This is a genomic window from Archaeoglobus veneficus SNP6 (assembly GCF_000194625.1).
Taxonomy (GTDB): Archaea; Halobacteriota; Archaeoglobi; order Archaeoglobales; family Archaeoglobaceae; genus Archaeoglobus_C; species Archaeoglobus_C veneficus.
The window spans coordinates 747,496-767,416 of the sequence record NC_015320.1; the positions used below are offsets into that span (position 1 = coordinate 747,496).

Annotated in this window: 21 protein-coding genes, 2 tRNA genes and 1 pseudogene; 5 read left to right on the forward strand and 19 right to left on the reverse strand. The window is 43.2% G+C overall.

Annotated features, from left to right (window positions below):
- Positions 1–7: 7 nt before the first annotated feature.
- From ARCVE_RS04325 to ARCVE_RS04370, 12 genes are all read right to left on the reverse strand, one after another.
- Positions 8–2,164 (reverse strand): KAP family NTPase, encoded by a 2,157-nt coding sequence (locus ARCVE_RS04325; protein ID WP_013683562.1) that lies wholly within the window; start codon positions 2,162–2,164, stop codon positions 8–10.
- 22 nt (positions 2,165–2,186) lie between these two features.
- A complete protein-coding gene (locus ARCVE_RS04330; protein WP_013682893.1) occupies positions 2,187–2,825 on the reverse strand; it encodes an IS6 family transposase in 639 nt (212 codons plus the stop codon).
- Between the two features lie 14 nt (positions 2,826–2,839).
- Positions 2,840–3,442, reverse strand: coding sequence for a hypothetical protein (locus ARCVE_RS04335; RefSeq protein ID WP_013683563.1), 603 nt, complete (start codon positions 3,440–3,442; stop codon positions 2,840–2,842).
- Between the two features lie 45 nt (positions 3,443–3,487).
- Positions 3,488–3,661 (reverse strand): hypothetical protein, encoded by a 174-nt coding sequence (locus ARCVE_RS11295; protein ID WP_156786018.1) that lies wholly within the window; start codon positions 3,659–3,661, stop codon positions 3,488–3,490.
- A 36-nt stretch (positions 3,662–3,697) separates the two neighbouring features.
- Positions 3,698–4,033, reverse strand: a complete 336-nt coding sequence (locus ARCVE_RS04340; RefSeq protein WP_013683564.1) for a hypothetical protein — start codon at positions 4,031–4,033, stop codon at positions 3,698–3,700.
- A gap of 340 nt (positions 4,034–4,373) precedes the next feature.
- Entirely contained in the window at positions 4,374–5,012 is a 639-nt protein-coding gene (locus ARCVE_RS04345) for an IS6 family transposase (RefSeq protein ID WP_013682893.1), read from the reverse strand.
- A gap of 14 nt (positions 5,013–5,026) precedes the next feature.
- Positions 5,027–6,760, reverse strand: a complete 1,734-nt coding sequence (locus ARCVE_RS04350; protein WP_013683565.1) for a DUF2326 domain-containing protein — start codon at positions 6,758–6,760, stop codon at positions 5,027–5,029.
- Positions 6,735–6,989, reverse strand: a complete 255-nt coding sequence (locus ARCVE_RS04355; RefSeq protein ID WP_013683566.1) for an ABC-three component system middle component 6 — start codon at positions 6,987–6,989, stop codon at positions 6,735–6,737. The genes ARCVE_RS04350 and ARCVE_RS04355 overlap by 26 nt, the downstream gene beginning before the upstream one ends.
- Positions 6,986–7,726 carry an ABC-three component system protein gene (locus tag ARCVE_RS04360; protein WP_013683567.1) on the reverse strand — a complete coding sequence of 247 codons (741 nt, stop codon included), beginning with the start codon at positions 7,724–7,726 and terminating at the stop codon, positions 6,986–6,988. The genes ARCVE_RS04355 and ARCVE_RS04360 overlap by 4 nt, the downstream gene beginning before the upstream one ends.
- A complete protein-coding gene (locus ARCVE_RS10770) occupies positions 7,696–8,034 on the reverse strand; it encodes a hypothetical protein (protein WP_013683568.1) in 339 nt (112 codons plus the stop codon). Before ARCVE_RS10770 ends, ARCVE_RS04360 begins: the two co-directional genes overlap by 31 nt.
- Before the next feature lie 47 nt (positions 8,035–8,081).
- Positions 8,082–8,711: an SAP domain-containing protein gene (locus ARCVE_RS04365; RefSeq protein WP_013683569.1), complete on the reverse strand. Its 630-nt coding sequence runs from the start codon at positions 8,709–8,711 to the stop codon at positions 8,082–8,084.
- 403 nt (positions 8,712–9,114) lie between these two features.
- Positions 9,115–9,188, reverse strand: a tRNA-Phe gene (locus tag ARCVE_RS04370).
- A gap of 262 nt (positions 9,189–9,450) precedes the next feature.
- Between ARCVE_RS04370 and acs the strand changes: the two genes are divergently transcribed.
- The 3 genes from acs (at position 9,451) to ARCVE_RS04385 (ending at position 12,239) form a co-directional block, all read left to right on the forward strand.
- Positions 9,451–11,394 carry an acetate--CoA ligase gene (gene acs / locus ARCVE_RS04375; protein ID WP_013683570.1) on the forward strand — a complete coding sequence of 648 codons (1,944 nt, stop codon included), beginning with the start codon at positions 9,451–9,453 and terminating at the stop codon, positions 11,392–11,394.
- 67 nt (positions 11,395–11,461) lie between these two features.
- A tRNA-Ser gene (locus ARCVE_RS04380) sits at positions 11,462–11,542 on the forward strand.
- 157 nt (positions 11,543–11,699) lie between these two features.
- A complete protein-coding gene (locus tag ARCVE_RS04385; protein ID WP_013683571.1) occupies positions 11,700–12,239 on the forward strand; it encodes a nucleotidyltransferase domain-containing protein in 540 nt (179 codons plus the stop codon).
- A 194-nt stretch (positions 12,240–12,433) separates the two neighbouring features.
- On the opposite strand, the gene ARCVE_RS04390 is transcribed toward ARCVE_RS04385, so the two are convergent.
- The 3 genes from ARCVE_RS04390 to ARCVE_RS04400 all read right to left on the reverse strand — a co-directional run bounded on the left by ARCVE_RS04390 (position 12,434) and on the right by ARCVE_RS04400 (position 14,717).
- Positions 12,434–13,162 carry an amino acid ABC transporter ATP-binding protein gene (locus ARCVE_RS04390; RefSeq protein WP_013683572.1) on the reverse strand — a complete coding sequence of 243 codons (729 nt, stop codon included), beginning with the start codon at positions 13,160–13,162 and terminating at the stop codon, positions 12,434–12,436.
- On the reverse strand, positions 13,149–13,823 hold the full coding sequence (locus tag ARCVE_RS04395) for an amino acid ABC transporter permease (protein ID WP_013683573.1): 675 nt from the start codon (positions 13,821–13,823) through the stop codon (positions 13,149–13,151). The genes ARCVE_RS04390 and ARCVE_RS04395 overlap by 14 nt, the downstream gene beginning before the upstream one ends.
- Positions 13,824–13,892: 69 nt before the next feature.
- Positions 13,893–14,717 carry a basic amino acid ABC transporter substrate-binding protein gene (locus tag ARCVE_RS04400; protein WP_013683574.1) on the reverse strand — a complete coding sequence of 275 codons (825 nt, stop codon included), beginning with the start codon at positions 14,715–14,717 and terminating at the stop codon, positions 13,893–13,895.
- 112 nt (positions 14,718–14,829) lie between these two features.
- Between ARCVE_RS04400 and ARCVE_RS11795 the strand changes: the two are divergent.
- Positions 14,830–15,186, forward strand: a pseudogene (locus ARCVE_RS11795) (EamA family transporter); the annotation flags it as partial.
- Between the two features lie 5 nt (positions 15,187–15,191).
- Here ARCVE_RS11795 and ARCVE_RS04405 read toward each other — a convergent pair.
- Positions 15,192–16,535 (reverse strand): RNA-guided endonuclease TnpB family protein, encoded by a 1,344-nt coding sequence (locus ARCVE_RS04405; protein WP_156786012.1) that lies wholly within the window; start codon positions 16,533–16,535, stop codon positions 15,192–15,194.
- Positions 16,536–16,713: 178 nt separating this feature from the next.
- Between ARCVE_RS04405 and ARCVE_RS11050 the strand changes: the two genes are divergently transcribed.
- On the forward strand, positions 16,714–17,157 hold the full coding sequence (locus tag ARCVE_RS11050) for a DMT family transporter (protein ID WP_269479067.1): 444 nt from the start codon (positions 16,714–16,716) through the stop codon (positions 17,155–17,157).
- Between the two features lie 19 nt (positions 17,158–17,176).
- Here ARCVE_RS11050 and ARCVE_RS10780 read toward each other — a convergent pair whose 3' ends face one another.
- The 3 genes from ARCVE_RS10780 to ARCVE_RS04430 form a co-directional block, all read right to left on the reverse strand.
- Positions 17,177–18,730 (reverse strand): S8 family serine peptidase, encoded by a 1,554-nt coding sequence (locus ARCVE_RS10780; protein WP_083809322.1) that lies wholly within the window; start codon positions 18,728–18,730, stop codon positions 17,177–17,179.
- Positions 18,672–19,695 (reverse strand): IS630 family transposase gene (locus ARCVE_RS11055; protein WP_156786017.1). Its coding sequence is split into 2 segments (ribosomal slippage): positions 18,672–19,223 and positions 19,225–19,695, totalling 1,023 coding nucleotides; the frame shifts between segments, so codons are not numbered across the junction. The genes ARCVE_RS10780 and ARCVE_RS11055 overlap by 59 nt, the downstream gene beginning before the upstream one ends.
- The gene (locus ARCVE_RS04430; protein ID WP_013683576.1) at positions 19,688–19,888 is read right to left on the reverse strand and encodes a hypothetical protein; all 201 of its coding nucleotides are present in this window, start codon (positions 19,886–19,888) and stop codon (positions 19,688–19,690) included. The genes ARCVE_RS11055 and ARCVE_RS04430 overlap by 8 nt, the downstream gene beginning before the upstream one ends.
- Positions 19,889–19,921: the final 33 nt, after the last annotated feature.

Below are 19,921 nucleotides of genomic sequence, written 5' to 3' on the forward strand. Positions count from 1 at the left end.
AAATTAACTATCCTTCTTGAGCCTCTCTTTCCTTTTGTTGCATAGTCTCGTATTCTCGAATAAATTGCTCGATCGCAATTTTAAGATTTTCTGATATCTCACTGTTCTCGGCAAGCCTCTCGATACGATCGATGATTTGGGGAGAAAGTTCAATAAAACGCTCAAGCCACACCAAATCAAGCTTGTAATGTGTCTTCCCTACTACATCTGACACAGATTTATTGAAAGTCTTTTTGAGGGATCTCTCTAATAACCTGATTAGTCCTTTGTCAGTGCTTATAACCTTTTGAATCCACTCCTTGACTTCTTCTTCACCAGCCCAAGCTACCCAGCAATAAAGGACCTGTTTTAAATCTGGGGTTTGGAGTAAGGAGTCTTGTCGAGCCGCATCCCGCACCTTATTAAGAGCGATTTTTTCCAGTTCTTCAAGGTGCTCTGCGATGATAAGTCTTTTTTCTTCAGGGACTGGTTGCTTGGCTCCGTATTTGCCGTGTTGTCGGCCGATTGCAGTTACTAAATCTACGATTGTTGAGACTGCTCGACCATATAAAATGGCATCTTTCAACACTTCAAACCTTTTTGATTCTTCGAGTCGAAGCAATAACTGCTGGATAATTCGCAAGATTCTAATGTCATTTCCGAACTCAAACAGCCCACTACCACCTTCAGGGCACAATAGCGAGTCGCCTACATCAAATAGCGCTTGAACAATTGAAGGAATATTCTCAGATGGGATCTCCTTTTCGGTGAAATCCTCAAGTCGTTCAAGAAATGTGCGAACTCGGGTTGTCCCATCAGGCCGTTTTTGACTGGCGAGTTCTAGGAGTTTTTCACGGAATGCCTTCGCATTGTTTGTCAGAGCAAGTATAGACTCCATCTCAGCATTGGATATGCTGCCTTCTGGTACCGCTAAGTGAAAGTAGATGGGGAATATGTCCGGGCTACATACACGGAGTTGTTTTCGCCATGTTGGTTCCCAATCTGCGCCATAATGAGTATTGCCCCAAACAGCCTCTAACTTTGGGAAGATGCGCATTAATAATCGTTTGACCGGTTCCCTATATTCATCCTGGACTTTGTCCATCCATGAATTGTGAAAAGTCTTGAGATCCTCTACATTTGGCCCAAGAAATCCTTGTCTATCGACATATCCTGCAAAATATCTCTCATTTTTGCGTATAATGTCGTAGGCCGCCGGACAAAAGACTCGTAGAGTCTCAATAGCAATGAAATCAACGGGATTTACTTCCCCTTTAACCGCTGGATACGTCACACTAAGTGTATTTACCAAGCGAACGATGTCGCGAGGTGTGTTAATAAAATAGTCTATTCCGTCCAAGTAAACATTGCTCCAATAAGTATAGTCAAACAGTTCATTTGGGGTGTCCGCCAGAATTAAATCAAGTTTTTCGAAAAACAGTTGCCGTAGCGAAGTCTTATCAGGAAGAGGTAGTTCAAACGGAACTTGAATAATTTTCTCAAGGTAGGCTTCCCCAGATATACCTTGTGTTTCTGCAAGTGCTTTTTTGGCGACTTCTTTGTCGAAAGCTAGAAGATAAATAATGTTCGGAAAATCTGCAACTGCTTTGATGACGCGAAAGAGTTGTCTGATCTCCTCTTTGGTGAGCCTGTCGATATCGTCAATAATTACCAATATCCACTTCTGCTGCTTTCGGAGCATGTCTGCGATCTCTGCCTTTAATTCGGGCACATCTTTTTGCCTTCTGCGATACCATACCACTAATACTTTGCCACCTATTGAAACATAAGGGATTGGCGCTTCAGAAACTAGCTCGGCAAAATCAGCTATTCGTTTTGTTAATTCTTTCGCTATAGATCTTTTGCTCAAAACAGCTTCCAATTGCTCGAAAAAGCGCCTTGTGAGGTCTTCATGTCCAGAAAACCACCAAGGATTAAATTGCACGATTATTGGTTGCTCAGTTTGTGGCATTTGCTGGAAATAGTGAATCATGAAGTTCAATAGTGTTGTCTTACCCGAGCCCCAGGGACCATAGATACCTATAACCAATCCTTCAACAGGAGTCATTTTGCTGATACTCTCTGTAAGATGTTTCGCAAACGGAGCATACCCTAGTCGATCATCTTCTGGATTTGTTAAAGCTTTATCTGGCGACAGGGTACTAGGATTATTAGAATTCACCATATTTTATACAGGTAGTGTCAAGTTAACACCTCCAGTAGTTGTAGAAGGCCATAAAGCTCTCCAACCAGCTCTGTACAGAGACAAAAGAACTCCTGAATGGAAATCTGTTCCAGAACCTCTTCGTTCTCTCTTTAAACCTCGAAAAGAATCCTTCTACAGCATTTCTTCTACCAAACGTTTCATGCCTGTATCTCAGCCCTAACCTTTTCAAAGCCCACAGATACCAGAAACCTCTATCAACAACGATCTCTGGCTTGTTTTCGCAATGCTTGAGAACTTCTCTAAGGAAAACGTAAGCTTCAAAGCTTCCTCTTCCTCCAGAAGCCCATATAGCTAGGCATTCCATGGTATCAACGTCTATAGCAGCCCAAACAAAGATTTGTTTCTTTTCCAGTTTTATTTTTGTTTCATCTATCGCAACAAGTCTTCTTTTCTTCTTTTCTGGTTGTTTTAAGACTGTTTTGAGTCTATGGTAGTAAATCCTAACAGATTCGTGACTTATTTCTTCGAATAAAGATAGAAAATCACTTGTTTTTCTCAAAGAAAGGCCAAAGAAGTATAATAATGCTGCAAGTATTTTAAGTTCCACATCTTTCCTGTTCCTTCGAAAGACTTTTGTAGACTTGACGTAATCTACCAACTGGCTTAGCGCAGGCTGCATAAGTTGTATCTTAGTTATTTATTTTTTGTTATTTTGACACTGCCATCTTTTAAGCTTTCAAACAATTTTTTATTAAGCATCCAAAATGCAAAGATTATGGCCATAATTTCAATGGTATACATGACAAGTTGATTATATTTTTCTATTTCAGTATCTATCGTACTCAAATATTTATGAATGGCTAGGATGTCGACAATAAGTATAACAAATGCAGAAAAAGCAATCCCGCCAAGGTTCAAGTACTTAGCGAACTCCGTGATGAAATATAATCGCCTTTTTGACTTATAGTGTGATTTAAAGTTGATGGACAGCGATAACATGAGGAGTATGATATAGAGATAGAGGCATGCAACGAGGATTCCAAAGCATCTATCCATAGCTTCAGTATTTTTTCCACCGTGTTGAAAAGATCCGGCTACTGTGGCTATCCCCACAATTAAACCAAGAAGAGGAGGCAAGATGGATATTGTTTTGTTTTGAAGCTCATAATGAAAAGTTTTAAAAATTTTTGATGATTTTATAATATATCCAAGAACAATGTCAGTTTTCTCATCCTTTCTGGTAGCATATTTATACTGTATTACGGCAGTAATTAACGATAAAATTGCTGCGAGCAATATTACAGCAGATGAAATGAATTCAAGAGAAATACGTCAACCCCCCTAACTTTTCAGAATTGACAATATTATTGCAACGATTAGTAAAATACCAAGGAACCAGATAAACAATGGGCTGATACCTGAAATTTTTGAGAACTCAGGTAGTATCCAAAAGAAGAACACAATTACTATGAATATTGAAATTATTGCTTCCATTATATCTTCTACTAATCCCACTTCAATTCCCTCCAACTATATAATTATCAACCCATTTCACGTTACCAGCACCCCACCGTCTTCGTACGCCCCAATCTCTACCATTACCCTCTCAAGGATCCCAGCAATATCATCCTCAGCTATGCCGAAGAGCTTCGAGGTCTCCTCAATGAGTCGCTTCTTGCTACATCCCCTGGCGATCCTCGGAATCATGAACCTCGCGACCTCTCTGTAAATCTCTTCCTCCCTGTACGTCTCCGTGATCTTGACCCGCTTCAGAACATAGTAGTAGGCAGACTCGAAGGAGTCGAAGATCTCGTGCTCTACCCCGTGAACCTCAACCTCTGCCCAGCCTTCTCGGCGGCAATACGGGCACTCGAAGCGGGCGAGCACGCTACTTCCTCCTCACAGCGAGCGAAACCACAAACAAAGCCTTGTGCTTACCTCTGATTCGGGAGTTTTTGTGGGCGTCGGGTGCTGCGAAAGTGATAATGTTTCTCAATGACTAAATGGTGAAGGCTGAGAGGTTGGGTGTAAATACTCTCGTTGTCCCACCCCAGCCACTTTGATCGGCAATTTTACTCACTACTTACTTTATCCCGGAAGGATTTTCCACGTAGTGCTCTTCGTCGAGTTTTGCAGTACATGGCCGTTACCCCTAGAACCTTATCCCAAGCAACCCACCTTCGGGAGTATCATCAGTCAATCGTATCCTAATCGAGGTAGTGTCAAGTTAACACCTCCAGTAGTTGTAGAAGGCCATAAAGCTCTCCAACCAGCTCTGTACAGAGACAAAAGAACTCCTGAATGGAAATCTGTTCCAGAACCTCTTCGTTCTCTCTTTAAACCTCGAAAAGAATCCTTCTACAGCATTTCTTCTACCAAACGTTTCATGCCTGTATCTCAGCCCTAACCTTTTCAAAGCCCACAGATACCAGAAACCTCTATCAACAACGATCTCTGGCTTGTTTTCGCAATGCTTGAGAACTTCTCTAAGGAAAACGTAAGCTTCAAAGCTTCCTCTTCCTCCAGAAGCCCATATAGCTAGGCATTCCATGGTATCAACGTCTATAGCAGCCCAAACAAAGATTTGTTTCTTTTCCAGTTTTATTTTTGTTTCATCTATCGCAACAAGTCTTCTTTTCTTCTTTTCTGGTTGTTTTAAGACTGTTTTGAGTCTATGGTAGTAAATCCTAACAGATTCGTGACTTATTTCTTCGAATAAAGATAGAAAATCACTTGTTTTTCTCAAAGAAAGGCCAAAGAAGTATAATAATGCTGCAAGTATTTTAAGTTCCACATCTTTCCTGTTCCTTCGAAAGACTTTTGTAGACTTGACGTAATCTACCAACTGGCTTAGCGCAGGCTGCATAAGTTGTATCTTAGTTATTTATTTTTTGTTATTTTGACACTGCCCCTAATCGATTCTTTAAACACATTTCTAAAATCCTTACTAAATTCATTATGTGGTACCGAATCCGAGTTTATAGCACAAATGTATTGGAATCCCCTCTCTTTTGCTTCCATAGCGGCAAGTTCCATCGCTCTGGCGACTTGCCTTTCGTCAACACCATTGAAAATTGTACTATCGTGAATCAGGAAACCAGGCTTATCTTTTTGATTAGCTCTCAACTGGATCAGCATCAAGTCATAACAAAATACTTTCATACGCTCAATACCTTCGCTCTTCGCTCTCTTGATTTCAACTTTAAATTTATAGCCGCTCTCCGTAATGTCAATTGACAGCATTCCCGGTTCAGAATACAGAAATTGCGAATTTCGATTAAACTGGTTTATTGCTTTTTCAACTACATACTTTCTCTCTTCGAGATCTTGTCTGGCCCTCTTAAACAATTCTAATCTTTTAATTTTTAAATCATTTAATCCATCTTCAAATTTTTTGAGGTTTTCAATACTATTGATAATTTCTTTTAACTGCTGCTTCCGCTCTATTAATCTCTCGTATAGCAGTCTGTATTCATCTAATGCTCTGTGGGTTTTAAGAATTTCAAAAAGTTTAGCTCTAGCATCTGTTAGTTTTTTTATTTCATTTTTATAACTTTCTATTTGTCTTTCTAATTTGTCAATTTCATTTCTTAAATAGTCTCTTCTATTCGCTACTATTTGTTCGTGGAACCTTTTTACGTCTTCTAACCTCATCTTCAGCTTGTCAGTGAACCATAATCCGGCTTCTCTGTAAACTCGCTCCACGAGTTCTATGGGTACATCTTTTTCTGTTTCAATACTTTTCCTATATTGAGATAATATTTTCTTTGCAAGAATTAACCGATTAGTTATTCTATGAATTTTTTCTGTCAACATATTAGCTTCTTTTTCTATTTCTGCATATTGGGGGTGCACCCTAAAACTATTTAACTCCTCTTCCAACTTCTGAATCTCGCTTTCTAATCTCACTCTTTCAGCTTCTAGTTCGCCTAAAGTCCCTATGTATCCTGTTAGTAATCCTTCTGTGGCAGCTTTTTTTAATTCTTTGAGAGTTCTTTCTTGGTCTTTCAATATCTGAAACTCGGAGGCGTATTCCCAATTTAAACCTAAAAGGTATGCATTATTAACTTGGATATCCCACTCTCTTTGTTTAGGGTGATGTTTAAACGGGTCTCTAAATGCTATCTCACTTCTTCTCGCAAAATAAGAGATCAAACTCCTAAAGGTTGGAGCATACTTCCACTTATCATAGATATCAATAGATAAATCAAACATTAAAAATCCGAGTACTTTTCTCCATACGTCTACCTTCAAAGAATGCGTACCCTCAAGCCAGTTGCGCGTAGGCTTTACTGGCCAGTCGGAGAAATCCCCCTCCAATTCGACTTTGGAGGGATTAGAAGTGTTTCTGTAAACACTATAGTCCCTTCCATTTAGGGTTAAGTCTAGAATAAATGTCCAATTTTCAAGTTCTTTTGATTTTAAGACAGATCCTTTTTGAAGAGTACTTCCTAAACAAAAATGTATAATCTCGACTAAAGTAGTTTTACCCAGACCGTTTCGTGAATCCTTCTCCGAGGATGTTTCTGTTCTGTCAGCTAGTACAACGTTAAAACCTTCCTTAAACTCAACAGTTCTAAAAGATGGTCTATCGCATCTGACCCTCTTTATCATTTTTATTCACCTTCTTTAATAGTCCTTCCTTGAATTCTATTAATCCCAGTGCATAGAGAAAATCTAGGATAAGCACATATTTATCAAATGTTCCCACTTCATCTGAGTGTCGTACCTTTTCCCACAATGAAGATACCGTTTGAGGAGTGTCGAGCTCCTTAAGTATTCTGCTACCTGCCCCTATAATAGAATATTTAAGTTTCATTGTTTTATCTGGGACTACTATCATTCGAACACCTCACATATCTCAAAAAAGTACGTTAGAACCATTAAACCGGCTGCACGTATACTGAAGTCATTGGACCCATTTGAAGCAAATCCAAGTAATTCGTAAAATAATTCGTCCCCATTTAACCCTTTATCTCTTAATTCTACATATTTCTTTACAAATCCCTCTCTTAACCTCTCTGCAAATGCTGGATCTGGATTCCTATTTAAGTAGTCCCTTACTTGATTGACCCCTAACATACCCATTGCAATTAAGTTTCCAACCTCCTCTGATAAATTATTCCTTTTCATCTTTTCTTTCGGTGGAACAGCAGTTAACGCACCCTTAGGCTGATATAATGGAACAGAGATGAGATGTTTTGTGATAACGTCCAATTCTGCGAAAGTCACTTTAGTCATACTAATTTTAAGTCGTTCTTCCACCCATTTTTCATGTTCTCTCTTAATTTGTTTGAGCTTATCTACAGTGTAAAAATTGGGATCTTTGTCTATTTTAGTGTGACATGTGGGGCATAGAACAATGAGATTGCCATAAGAGTTCCGTTCACTGTTAGTCATATCTGGATTATATCTGGGTGAACCTGGTTTTAGCCCTTCAATATGGGCCATTTCTCCGATTATAGCTGGGTCATCGTCTTTAGGAAACATAACTACCTCTGTTTTGCAAATTGCACATCTTCCTCCACTTTTTGCCCAAAGAGCCCTCATTACGTGTAGGGGAATATTTCTACTACCCATTTTCTCCCACCGCTGATGTCTATGCATCTTACTCTATCGCTTAGCTGATCCAATCTTCTCGCGTCAATAGCCCAACTATTTTTTCTAATCCAAAGAATGCTGATAATCTCATCTATGATTAGATTGTTCAATCTTTTTCGGACTATCTGGTCAGTGTATAAATTTGGATAATAATCAAGAACTATTTTTACTGAAAACACCATATAATAAGATTCTTTATCGGGATGAGCGTATAAAGGGACACTTAGAAGCTGGGGAGATAGACTACAAATCGAATGTCTGAGGGTGAGGGGGCCGGAATCCGCCAAGCTATCACCTTAGCGATTTTACTTCACTTTTACACCTCTTTATCCCCTCACTTTGGATATACAACCAACTCAATGTTCTTCCCCAATGCAGACTTGCTATGATGGCTCCTCTTTTGAGGATCGTAGTAGTAGAGAACCACATACGGATATGTACTCGCATACTTGACTGCCTGTCCAATCCCTCTGTCTGAATCATCAGCCCCTTTTATGTACTTCAGCTCGACCGCCACAGCCCCTCCGACGACGATGTCGGGCTGCGTCGTTTTCCCTCTTGAGACAGCAATTGTTTGAGGCACTACCTCTATCTTCCTGCTGGCAAACTTCCCCTGCAAAAGCCCAAGAACGTACAGTTCGAGTTCGTCCTCGTTTTTTACCTTAGGTGGTGTTATTTTTTTGAGGAGCTTGACTATCTCTTTGAAGAACTTTGAGGCATCTATTTCCGGATCTTGCTTTTTTTGTTTTGCCTGTGGCTTAACGTCCTCCTTTTGCTTTGATTCAGGTTTTACCTCCAGTATTTTGGCAAGATCGGACAGTTTGGCATTTGAAAGAATTCGGCTGACGAGTTCGTCTTTAGTTCCTGATACGGGGAGTCCATACATACTTGCAATTTCTTTTAGTTCATCCTTCTTCAGTTCAGAAAGGAATTCCGCCGCATTTTTGCGAGTTAATTTTACCATCTATGCCACCTCTGTGAAATGGGGATGAACTTATAGGCTGGTCAGACAACTATTACTTAAACATTACTTTTTAGTAGCAAATTTGAACGATCTCTAATGTTCCATAATAGAATTGAGGTTACAAGTTCAATTCCTAAGAGCACAGGATGTGTTACATCGAACAGCCTGTTTTCAACTTTATGCCATTCAGGTATGTCCGGCAGTGTCCGGACACAATCTAAAAAAGTAAGTAAAAGATGGCAAGACCGAAAAAGAGACCGTATAGAGCTTACTTGGAGTCCTGATTTAATAAACCGATTACACAAAATCACCGACAATATCAGCGGTTTTACGGAAAGAATCCTTCGAGCCGTCTTGTTTGGTGAAGAAGTCGAAGTTATAGCCGTTATTCGTGGAAAAGGGATGCCCGGAGCCGGATTTGAACCGGCGACCATGCGGTCTTCAGCCGCACGCTCTCCCGAGCTGAGCTACCCGGGCATTAGCTATGTGGTGTAGCAACGGTGCAATATTTTTAATTTTTGGTTGGCCTGTAGCGTCACCTGTAGTGTCTTGGTAGAGTCTTTGTGAATCCACCTTATTATGAATCTACTTTTCCAAGCCTTTATAGAAACACCCTGAGCTTTCAAAATCGTAAAGTTCGTAATCTCACGAATACTTTTGAGTTTTATATTATTAGAATATTATGAACTCGTGGTAAACTTAATTAGGAAAGAATGTGTATATAGAATAAGGTGAAAAAATGAGCAATTCAAAAGAATTTTCCCCAGGCGAGATATATGAGCCATCAGAAGAAACCAGAAAGTATGCGTGGGTTAACAACGAAAGAATCTACGAAATGGCTCAAGATTATCTTACATTTTGGGATGAGGTTGCAAAGAATGACGTTGAATGGTTTGAGCCCTATGAGGACGTGCTCGATGACAGCAACGCTCCGTTTTACAGATGGTTTGTTGGTGGGAAGATCAACATAACCCACAACTGCCTGGACCGGCACATCAAGTTGAAAGGAGACAAAACAGCAATAATATGGCAGGGAGAACCTGAAAACGAGAAAGAGAAGATAACTTACCACGAGCTCTATCAGAGAGTTTGCAGATTCGCCAATGCCCTCAGAACGCTTGGAGTTGAGGAGGAGGAGGACGTTGTTACGATCTACATGGGAATGGTTCCCGAGTTGCCCATTGCGATGCTCGCATGCGCCAGAATTGGCGCCATCCACAGCGTAGTTTTTGGTGGATTCTCCTCGAAGGCTCTAAGAGACAGGATAAACGACGCCGAGTCTAAAGTGGTAGTTACGATGGATGGTTACTACAGAAGGGGCAAGGTTGTTGAGACCAAGCGCATCGTTGATGAGGCGTTGGAAAATGCACCGAGCGTTGAGAGCGTCGTCGTATTGGAGAGAACCGGCAATGATGTGAATATGGTTGAAGGCAGGGACGTCTGGTGGCATGAACTGGAAGAAGGTCTTCCCGACAAATGTGAGTGCAGACCTCTTGACAGCGAACATACGTTGTTCATACTCTACACATCTGGCACAACAGGCAAGCCGAAGGGTGTTCTTCACGTTCATGGAGGTTACAACGTTGGCACACACATCACGACGAAGTGGGTTTTCGATTTGAAAGACAGGGACATATTCTGGTGTACTGCTGATATAGGCTGGATTACTGGCCACAGCTACGTTGTCTATGGACCTCTTTCAGTCGGCGCGACCGTTTTAATGTATGAGGGAGCCCCAGACCACCCGCAGCCGGACAGATGGTGGAGTATAATTGAGCAGTACGGTGTAACTATTCTCTACACCGCTCCCACTGCAATACGCTACTTCATGAAACTTGGCGAGGAGTGGCCAAAGAAACACGATCTATCCTCGTTGCGTCTGCTTGGAACAGTCGGAGAAACTATAGACCCCAAAGCTTGGAAGTGGTACTACAAGCACATAGGAAACGAGCGCTGCCCAATCGTCGACACATGGTGGCAGACAGAAACGGGCATGATTATGATAACTCCCCTACCAGGAATTACGAAGCTCAAGCCCGGTTCTGCAACGCTGCCCTTCCCTGGCATTGAAGTAGACATACGCGATGAGAAAGGGTATTCAGCAGACAGTGGAGAACTCGTGATAACGAATCCGTGGCCAGCAATGTTCAGAACCCTATGGGGTGAGCCAGAAAGATTTGCCAAACAATACTGGCGGTCAAATGGTGGACTCATCTACTATACAGGGGATGGAGCAAGGAAGGATGAAAACGGATACTACTGGATAATTGGGAGGATTGATGAGGTTTTGAAGGTCAGCGGTCACAGACTTGGAAGTGCTGAAATCGAAGGCGCACTCATATCTCACGAGGCTGTAAGTGAGGCGGCCGTCGTTGGTAAGCCCCACGAAATCAAGGGGGAGACGCCAGTCGCATTTGTTGTCCTTAAGACGGGCTACGAGCCAAGCGTCGAACTTGAAGAAGATCTCAAGAAGCATGTTAGAAACGAAATAGGTGCAATAGCTGTACCAGAGGGGATATACTTTGTTGAACAGCTTCCAAAAACGAGAAGCGGAAAGATAATGCGCAGGATTCTACTTGCCATCGAGAAGGGCGAGGAGGTAGGCGACATCACAACCCTTGAAGACGTTACGGTTGTTGAGAAGATTAAGGAGGTTATGATGGCGAGAAAAACTGAACAATGATAGTTCAAGTATCCCAGACGCATGGGCAAAACCTTTAAAAGCCATCGCTGAGGAGGAAATTAGTAGAGCCGGGGTTGCCGAGTGGTAAGGCGTCGGTCTGCTAAACCGATGGGCTTCGCCCGCGTGGGTTCGAATCCCACCCCCGGCGCTCTGCGCTCTATTTGTTTTTTCAATTCTCTATGGGGCTTCAAGGAAGTCATGAGAAGAGAAATACCATATTTTGTTGATTGCGGTGGTAAAGCTACTGAATGTTCACAGAATGTGAACAAAAAGTTCATAAATCGTGAACAGAAAGTTCATGTATCATGAACATCTGGAAGTTGTTTTCAACGAGGGAAAGATTCGACACGCTCAGGCATGCACTCGAAAAGGAGAAAGTGAGCGTTGAAGAACTGGCGAGAGAACTAAATCTGAGCAAAGGTTTCGTTTCTCAATTCCTCAGAATTCTTGAGGATGAAGGATTGCTGAGAAGAGATGATAGAAAGTACACTGTTAAAGATACGGCCATAACGAGGACTCTAAAGACGTTTATCAATACTGTCACACTCCACGAAATCTTAATGAAATACAAGAAGGACTGGATGGTGAGCTTAGGAGTTTACGGCAGTTTTGCTTCGGGAAAAAACAAGGAGGACAGCGATGTTGATGTCTGGGTTAAAGTATCGAAGCATCCGGGAGAAAAAGAGATTGCAAAGGTCGAGAGAGAACTTTCAGATGAGCTCGGAAAAAGAGTGCATATGCTGGTACTCACACCAGAACGGCTGGAAAGACTGAAAAAAGATGATTTTATCTTCTACTGCGAACTGAGGCATTCTGTAGTGATCTGGGGTGAAGGAATTGAGTGACTTCGAGGATTGCTTGAAGAGGGGACTTTTACGGAGGGTGACTCCTTCAAAGGATAAAGCCAAGAGCAGCATGAAAAAAGCGGAGAGGTGGCTTTTTCTTCTTTGAGGATGCCTTAGAAATACAATCCAGAAGGAACTAGTCAGAAGTAATGTATCTACTTGCTAACCAGATATGCCTAAAAAATAGTAAAAAATCAAAGAATCATACTGAGGAACTTCCTCGTCCTCTCATGCTGTGGATTCGTAAATATCTGCTCCGGCTTCCCTTCTTCAATGATGACTCCCTGATCCATGAAGATAACCCTGTCGCCAACTTCTCTTGCAAACCCCATCTCGTGAGTTACCACAAGCATGGTCATTCCATCCTTTGCAAGTTGCTTCATGACATCCAGCACTTCCTTGACAAGCTCTGGGTCGAGGGCTGAGGTAACCTCGTCGAAAAGCATCACTTCGGGATTCATCGCCAAAGCTCTTGCTATGGCAACTCTCTGCTGCTGCCCACCACTCAGCTGCGATGGGTAGTAGTCTGCCTTGTCCGCAAGCCCCACTTTCTCAAGCAGCCTCATGCCGAGCTCCTCTGCTTCCTCCTTTGGCATCTTCTTTACCTTTATCGGCGCAAGTGTAACGTTCTGCAATGCAGTAAGGTGGGGGAACAGGTTGAACTGCTGGAAGACCATCCCTATTCGCTGCCGTATCCTATTCAGGTCGGCCTTGGGGTTCGTAACCTCGATGTCGTCGAGGATTATCTTCCCTTCCGTTGGCTCCTCAAGCCTGTTTATGCACCTCAACAGCGTTGATTTGCCGCTGCCCGAAGGGCCTATGATGACGACGACTTCTCCCTTCTCTACTTCCATGTTTATTCCCTTGAGCACGTGAAGGTCTCCAAACCTCTTGTGCAGGTTGATGATTTTAAGCAAGCTCATGGCCACCAAGCCTCTTCTGCGCGTAGTTCACGAGTCTGCTCAATGGTAAAGTCATCATCAGGTAGAATAACGCTACGCCCAGTAAGGGTGTCCAGGCGTTGAATGTGGTGGAGTATATCTGCTTACCAACTCTTGTAAGCTCTGCGATTGCTATCACCGAGAGCAGCGAAGAATCCTTCAGCAGGGCAATGAACTCGTTGCCGAGGGCGGGCAGAATGTTTCTGAATGCCTGCGGGAACACAACGTAGCGCATGGCCTGGAAGTAGCTCATTCCCAGTGAGCGAGCGGCTTCCATCTGCCCTTTCGGCACGCTCTGTATGCCAGCCCTTATTATCTCGGCAATGTATGCACCGCTGTTCAGCGTTAAAGCCAGAATGCCCGCCGGCTCTGGCGGGAGGTTTATCCCTACAGCAGGCAGACCGTAGTAAACTATCATTATCTGAACGAGCAGGGGCGTGCCCCTTATGAACTCAACGTATGATGTGGATAGTCCAAAAATGAGCGGATTTTTTGAGATTCTCCCCAGTCCCAGTATCGTTCCGAAGATGAGACCGAGGAGCGTGGATATAGAAGTTAATTTCACCGTTACAAATGCTCCATAAGCCAAATTGGGCAGAATCTTGACGAAAAGTTCTGGATCAAACTGGCTTATTCCCGTCATCTCTGCTTCATCTCTGCACTTTTTTGCATTTATGCCACTCCAGAAAGCAAAAATTAGGAAATAAAAACTTTATTCGCCAAACCACTTCTGGTAGATCTTGTCGTAGGTTCCGTCCTCTTTGACTTCCTTCAGAGCCTGGTTGATTGCTTTGAGAAGCTCCGGGTTGTCTTTCGCAACAGCTATGCCGTACTCCTCGTAGCTCAGCTTGCCTCCAACTGTCTTGTACACGTCCGGGTTGTTCTTTATCGCCTTCTCTGCAACACCGTTGTCGATTATCACTGCATCGATGTTGCCGTTCTTCAGGTCGAGCAGCGCATCGGGCGTTGTGTCGTAAGTCTTGATCTCAAAGTTTATTCCGCTCTTGACGAGGTCTTCTGCAACGAACTGGCCTGTGGTTCCGATCTGCACACCAACTACCTTGCCTGCGAGGTCTTCGGGCTTGGTTATGTCCGTGCAGTCTGCCCTGACAACTATAACCTGCCAAGCTTCAAAGTACGGGTCACTGAAGTCAATCTGCTTCTTTCTCTCCTCAGTAATCGTCATTGCGGAACAGATGCAGTCGTACTTGTGGGCAACGAGTCCGGGTATTATACCCTCCCAGGCGACGTTGACGAACTCAACTTCGAGGCCGAGTCTCTTTCCGATTTCCTTCATCAAATCAACGTCGAATCCCTCAAATTCATCCGTAGTCTCGTTAATGTACTCGAACGGCGGATACGTTGCGTCCATTCCTACCGTGAGCACTCCGGGCTTTACGAGCTTGTACGCCGGTGTCTCTTCAGGAGTTACAGTCGCCTCTGGCGCTGGTGTTGGTTTTACCTCTTCCTTCTGCGCACATCCCGCAACGAAGGCGGCTATAAGGAGAATCCCTATCAGAGCCAGAATCTTTTTCATTTTTGACACCCCCAGCAGGCTGAAAATTCATCATATTTTACTTTTTCGAGGCAGTCGAAAATACTGTCTCATAAAGACATCCTTTTTTAAACTCTCGTAACAACTCCTTTCAATGAAAAACCAGAGGTTGGCTTACTCCTACGCCCTGCTTGCGGTTTTCCTCTGGTCAACTGTTGCATCAGCCTTCAAAATATCGCTCAGATATTTAGACTACCTCCACCTGCTTTTTTACTCGTCACTGACTTCTCTTCTTGTATTCTTCCTTATTTTGGTCTCACAGTGCAAGCTGAAGATGTTGAAGACAAAAGCACACATCAGCTCAGATTTTCTCGGCTTTCTAAACCCATTTCTATACTACCTCCTTCTCTTTAAAGCGTACTCTCTCCTGCCAGCTCAGGAAGCTCAGGCTTTGAACTACACCTGGCCGGTAATGCTGACGTTGCTCTCGATTCCACTGCTCAAGCAGAAAGTGAACTACTCCGCCCTTACGGACGGAGTTTCTACCTTCAGAGGCATTAGCCTCATCATCGGTAGTTCGAGCTGGCTCACAGCAGCCCCCGTCCCCTTAAGGGACACTTTAGCTAACCTCTCCAAACCAAACTTCAGGATGTTCTTAGCTGCGTTGACGTCTCTATCGTCTTTATGACCGCAGTTTAAGCAGAGGAATTCTCTATCATCAACCTGTACCTTCTTCGATCCGCATACGCTACAGCGACGAGTTGAACCATGCTCATTAACAATGTATGCCAGATTGTTGTTCTCCATTAGCTCTACCTGTAGCGTTACGGCAAACTCACGAAAAGCCCAGTGATTGACCCTTTTTCTTAACCTTTTATTGCCAGAGCCTTTGTAATGCTTGTCGGTTCTTACATCTTTGGGCAAGCCTATGAAAACGATTGCATCGTTAAACTGCTTGGCCATCTCAACAGCAAGTTTTCTGCGAAAGTCTGCAGCTATATTCCTGCGTTTTCTCCTGAGTTTCTTCAATGCCCTTATCTTGCCTAAACTCTGTAGCTTGGCTATTCGGTTATTGAGTTCTCTCATTCTAATGAAGAACTCCTTGTACTCTGACTTCTCGACGAGGATAGCACGGCTATCCTCGCCCTGCTCATAAGCCGTCACTAGTCTCTTTAAACCAAGGTCTATTCCAACAACTTTCTTGGGCCTGATTATCACCTCCTTTTCAACCACAACATGAACTTCATACCTCTTGAGTCTGCTCTTCCAAACAATCTGGAAGGATTTTATCGACCAACTTTTAAGGTGTTTTTCAGCGTATGAGTAGGAGTGTAGGGGGATTACAATCCTCTTGCCTTTTTCCAGAGTCGAAATACGCATCCATAGCCTAAACTCCTTAGCTGAGTAGGAGAACTCGATTGAACCGATCCGGTAATCAAACATAACCGGAATCTTTCTACTTACAGTTGGTAAAGAGGGTTCCTTCTTCCTCAAGCGATAGAGCTTGCGTTCAAGTTTTCTACGTTTGTGCTTATCTTTACAGCGTTCAATGGCTCTCTCCAACTTGCTAACCTTCTTCTCCCACTCCTTGTGCTGTTTCTTGTAGGATTTGTACATCCACAAAGCCTTGTCCCTGCAAGCCTGAGCAAAAGCAGAAGGTAAGCCAGTAATAGCCTCTACTTCCTTGCGGAACTTCTCAGCCTCCTTTACAGTAGTGACATCGTTTGCAACTATTCTATCAAGAAAAAGCTGAACTCCATAAGTAAGTCGAGCGGTTAAGCGATTAAGCTTGCTAAGCTTCTCGTTAGTAATTGCATCCGAAACAGGAATCTTAATCGTCTTTTGGAGGGTTTGTTTCATCGGCTTCATTTTATCCTCAATATTTATCTAATTTTTGAGTGGAGTGAAAGTTGGCGGGCTTTCATCCCCACGCTTACGCATGGGGTCTTCCCGCCCGCATTAGATAAAACTCCAGAGTATTTTTGGAGTATCTTTAAGCTTTCTTGGAGTTCTGATAGTTTCAACGAGAGGAGACCTCCTGAGCCTCAAATTTGCAAATCCTCAGGGCTCACTCTTAGCTCTGAGCAGTTCAGTAATCTGGGCCACTTACTGGATACTGAACCTGAGGGACGAACGGGATAACACCGTCAAGATGTTCATGAACTTCATATTCGGCTTTGTTTATACAGCGCTCGCAGTAGCTTTGACCTCAGACATAACACTCCCACCAGCAGAAGGTCTGGTTGGTAGTGTATACGTGGGTCTCTTTGAAATGGGAATTACGTTTTTAATCTGGCTTAACGCATTGAAGTACTCCGAAACCACCGCGCAGATTGCAAACCTTATTTATTTAGCTCCGTTCATCTCACTGCTCGTTATCTACTTTGCAGTTGGAGAGGAAATCCTACCTTCAACGGTTGTCGGGCTTGTTCTTATTATCGGAGGGATATTGCTAACTTTAAACTTTGATAAAAAAACCTAAGTAAATTTAAAAATAAAAGCTATACGGTTATGCTGTCCCTCGTCTCAACATTTGCGCTCTCATCGTAATACCAGCCGTTCTTTACGACGTCATCGACAACAAATGTGAAGTTTGTACCTGGCAAGGGTTTCCGAACTCTGTCTGAGATAAACGTAATCTTTCCGTCAGCATCTGTTAAACCGACTTCGCTATCTGTTGTTGCATTTTCCCAGTGCCCGTAAACCATAGCACCTTCAACTGGATAGTTGTCCTCATCAACGATCGTAACCGTTGCAAGCGCGTAGTAGTTTGCTCCTCTTATGAGTAAGCTCATGTCTATGCTTGCCACATGCATCTTTGGCAGTTCAGCCGTCGTTCCCCACGCCACATCTGAAGATTCGCCCTCGTTTCCTGCATTATCCACGGCTGTAACATAATAGTAGTACGTGGTATTTGCCGCCAAGCCCGTATCCAGATAGGAGTTCTGTGTTGTGGAGGCAATCAGTGCAAACGATACGTTGTCGCTACTTCTATAGATGTTGTAGTACTCCGCGTCGCTAACAGCAGTCCATGTAACGTTGAGCTGCGAGCTGCTCACAGTGGTAACGGTGACTTTGGTAACTTTCTCTGGTGGAATTGTATCAACAGTAAAGCTCCAGCTTGCGTTTGTTGTGTTGCCAGCCGTGTCTGAAGCTTCGAGATAAACTGAGTGTAAGCCATCCGAAAGTAATTCAGCGTAGTAGCTAACAACCCCAGTTGTAGAGTTAAAGTCAGGTATTACGGAGCTACCATCGAGGAGCATTACTATTGAAGTTCCATTTATCCCGCTCGGATCGCTTAACTTTGCGGAAATCGTTACGTTCGATGTATTCACGTACGCTCCATCGGCAGGAGTTAAATCAGATATGATCGGAAGTAGTGTATCGTTGCCTGCAGCCTCGTCCGCATCAACCAATCCGTAGCCGTAGGCCGGATCCCATCCATTCTCATCAATATCATCCGCAGTTTGCTGCAAAATCTGCCTCACTTCTACGTTCGAGATTCCCGGATTTGCAGCTATTATCAAAGCCGCAACACCAGCAACGTGCGGACACGCCATGGAAGTGCCGCTTAGCGTTCCGTAATCGTATCCATAGGTGTTCGACAGAGTAACTCTGTATGTCGGCAGAGTTGAATAGATGTTGACACCCGGAGCTGCAAGCTCCAAGTACGGCCCGGTGTTGCTGAAATATGCAACACTATCGTTTTCATCAGTCGCACCAACAGCTATGACCGAATCGAAGGCTGCAGGATACGAAGTTTCCGTCGTGCTTAGATTTCCATCGCCCTCGTTGCCTGCTGCAGCCACAATAACAAGCCCGGCGTTGTAGGTTGCATTGCACGCTTCTTCAAAGATCGCAGAATAAGTTGAGGTTCCCAGACTCATGGAAATGACGTCCATGTCGTTGTTAACCGCCCACTCCATACCGGCTATGATATCACTCAGCCATCCGGAACCGAGGCGGTTGAGAACCTTAACAGCGTAGAGATTATGGTTAGGTGCAAAACATCTTAAACTTATCTCCCAAGAACTTCTCAATCCAAGCCGTTGCAAAGGAGATTGATTCAGTTAACTTTCTGAAAGCCTTGGAAATCGTTTCCTTCAGCTCCTCTATATTCAGCGGAGATACTTCAGAAACAAACCTTTTAACGCTCTTCCAAACGTTCTCAATCGGATTCAAGTCGGGAGAGTAGGGAGGGAGATAAACCAGTGCAATATCAAGCTTTTCAGCTTCCTCTCTCACTTTCTTTGCATGATGCGTCCTGAAATTATCGAGAACGATCACGATTCTTTTCCCAGGATTTGTTTCTCTAATCTTTTTTAGAAATGCTATGAATTCTTCAGTCCTGTTTCTTTCTGGAAACTCTATTACGCTCTCTCCGTTCAAGCTATAGAATCCTGAAACCTTAGCTTTGACGTACGTGGCAACTCTTTTAACCGGCTTTCCGAAACTCCACAGCCTTGCAGTATTTGCATTCGCTTCGACTGCCATCTCATCAATGAATCCTAGGATGTCTTGATCAATCTCAGCTTCATCCAGGTTTTTTTAAAGTGTCCTCAGCGTTATCGGGCTTTCTGTAATCCTTCTGATAAGGTTTAGCGTATTTCATGCCAAAAGATCTGAGAATTCTCCTGACCTGCCACGAAGAATACTTAACTCCAAACTCAGCTTCAATTAGCTCCTGAACTTCTTTCGTCGTCCACGAATCCCCTTCTTTTAGCATCTCTCTGAGTTTCTCTTTCTGCTCCTTCGTGAGTTTTGCTGGCCTTCCTCCTCCAAATTCCGGAATTAAGCCTTCGTAGCCTTTTGAGTTCCACCTTTTTAGCCATGCGTAGCCTGTTGCTTTGGTAATTCCTACGAGTTCGGCGGCTTCTTCAACGTTCATTCCTTTATAGAGGTATCTTATGAAGTAAAGTCTCTTAAGAACTCTCGTGTCTTTTTCAAGCCTTTTGATTCTTCTATCGAGTTCTTCTGCTGGCAGATGCTTCACTACTTCGTAGACGCGTTTTCTACCCATGGTTTTGGTTGTTATTTTTAGTATAAATAGTTTTGCTCAAGACCATAATCACAATAGCGTCCTCATTCACCCTCCATATATGTGCCCACTTCCCTGCATAGTTCTTTAGCTCAACTGGTAGCCTCACAATAGCTAAGGTTGTGCTTGGGTTGGTTTTAGCTCTTCCTACCTTTGTTCTTCCAATGTATTTCATAGTGATTACTTAGTGTCCATCATACTTAGATCT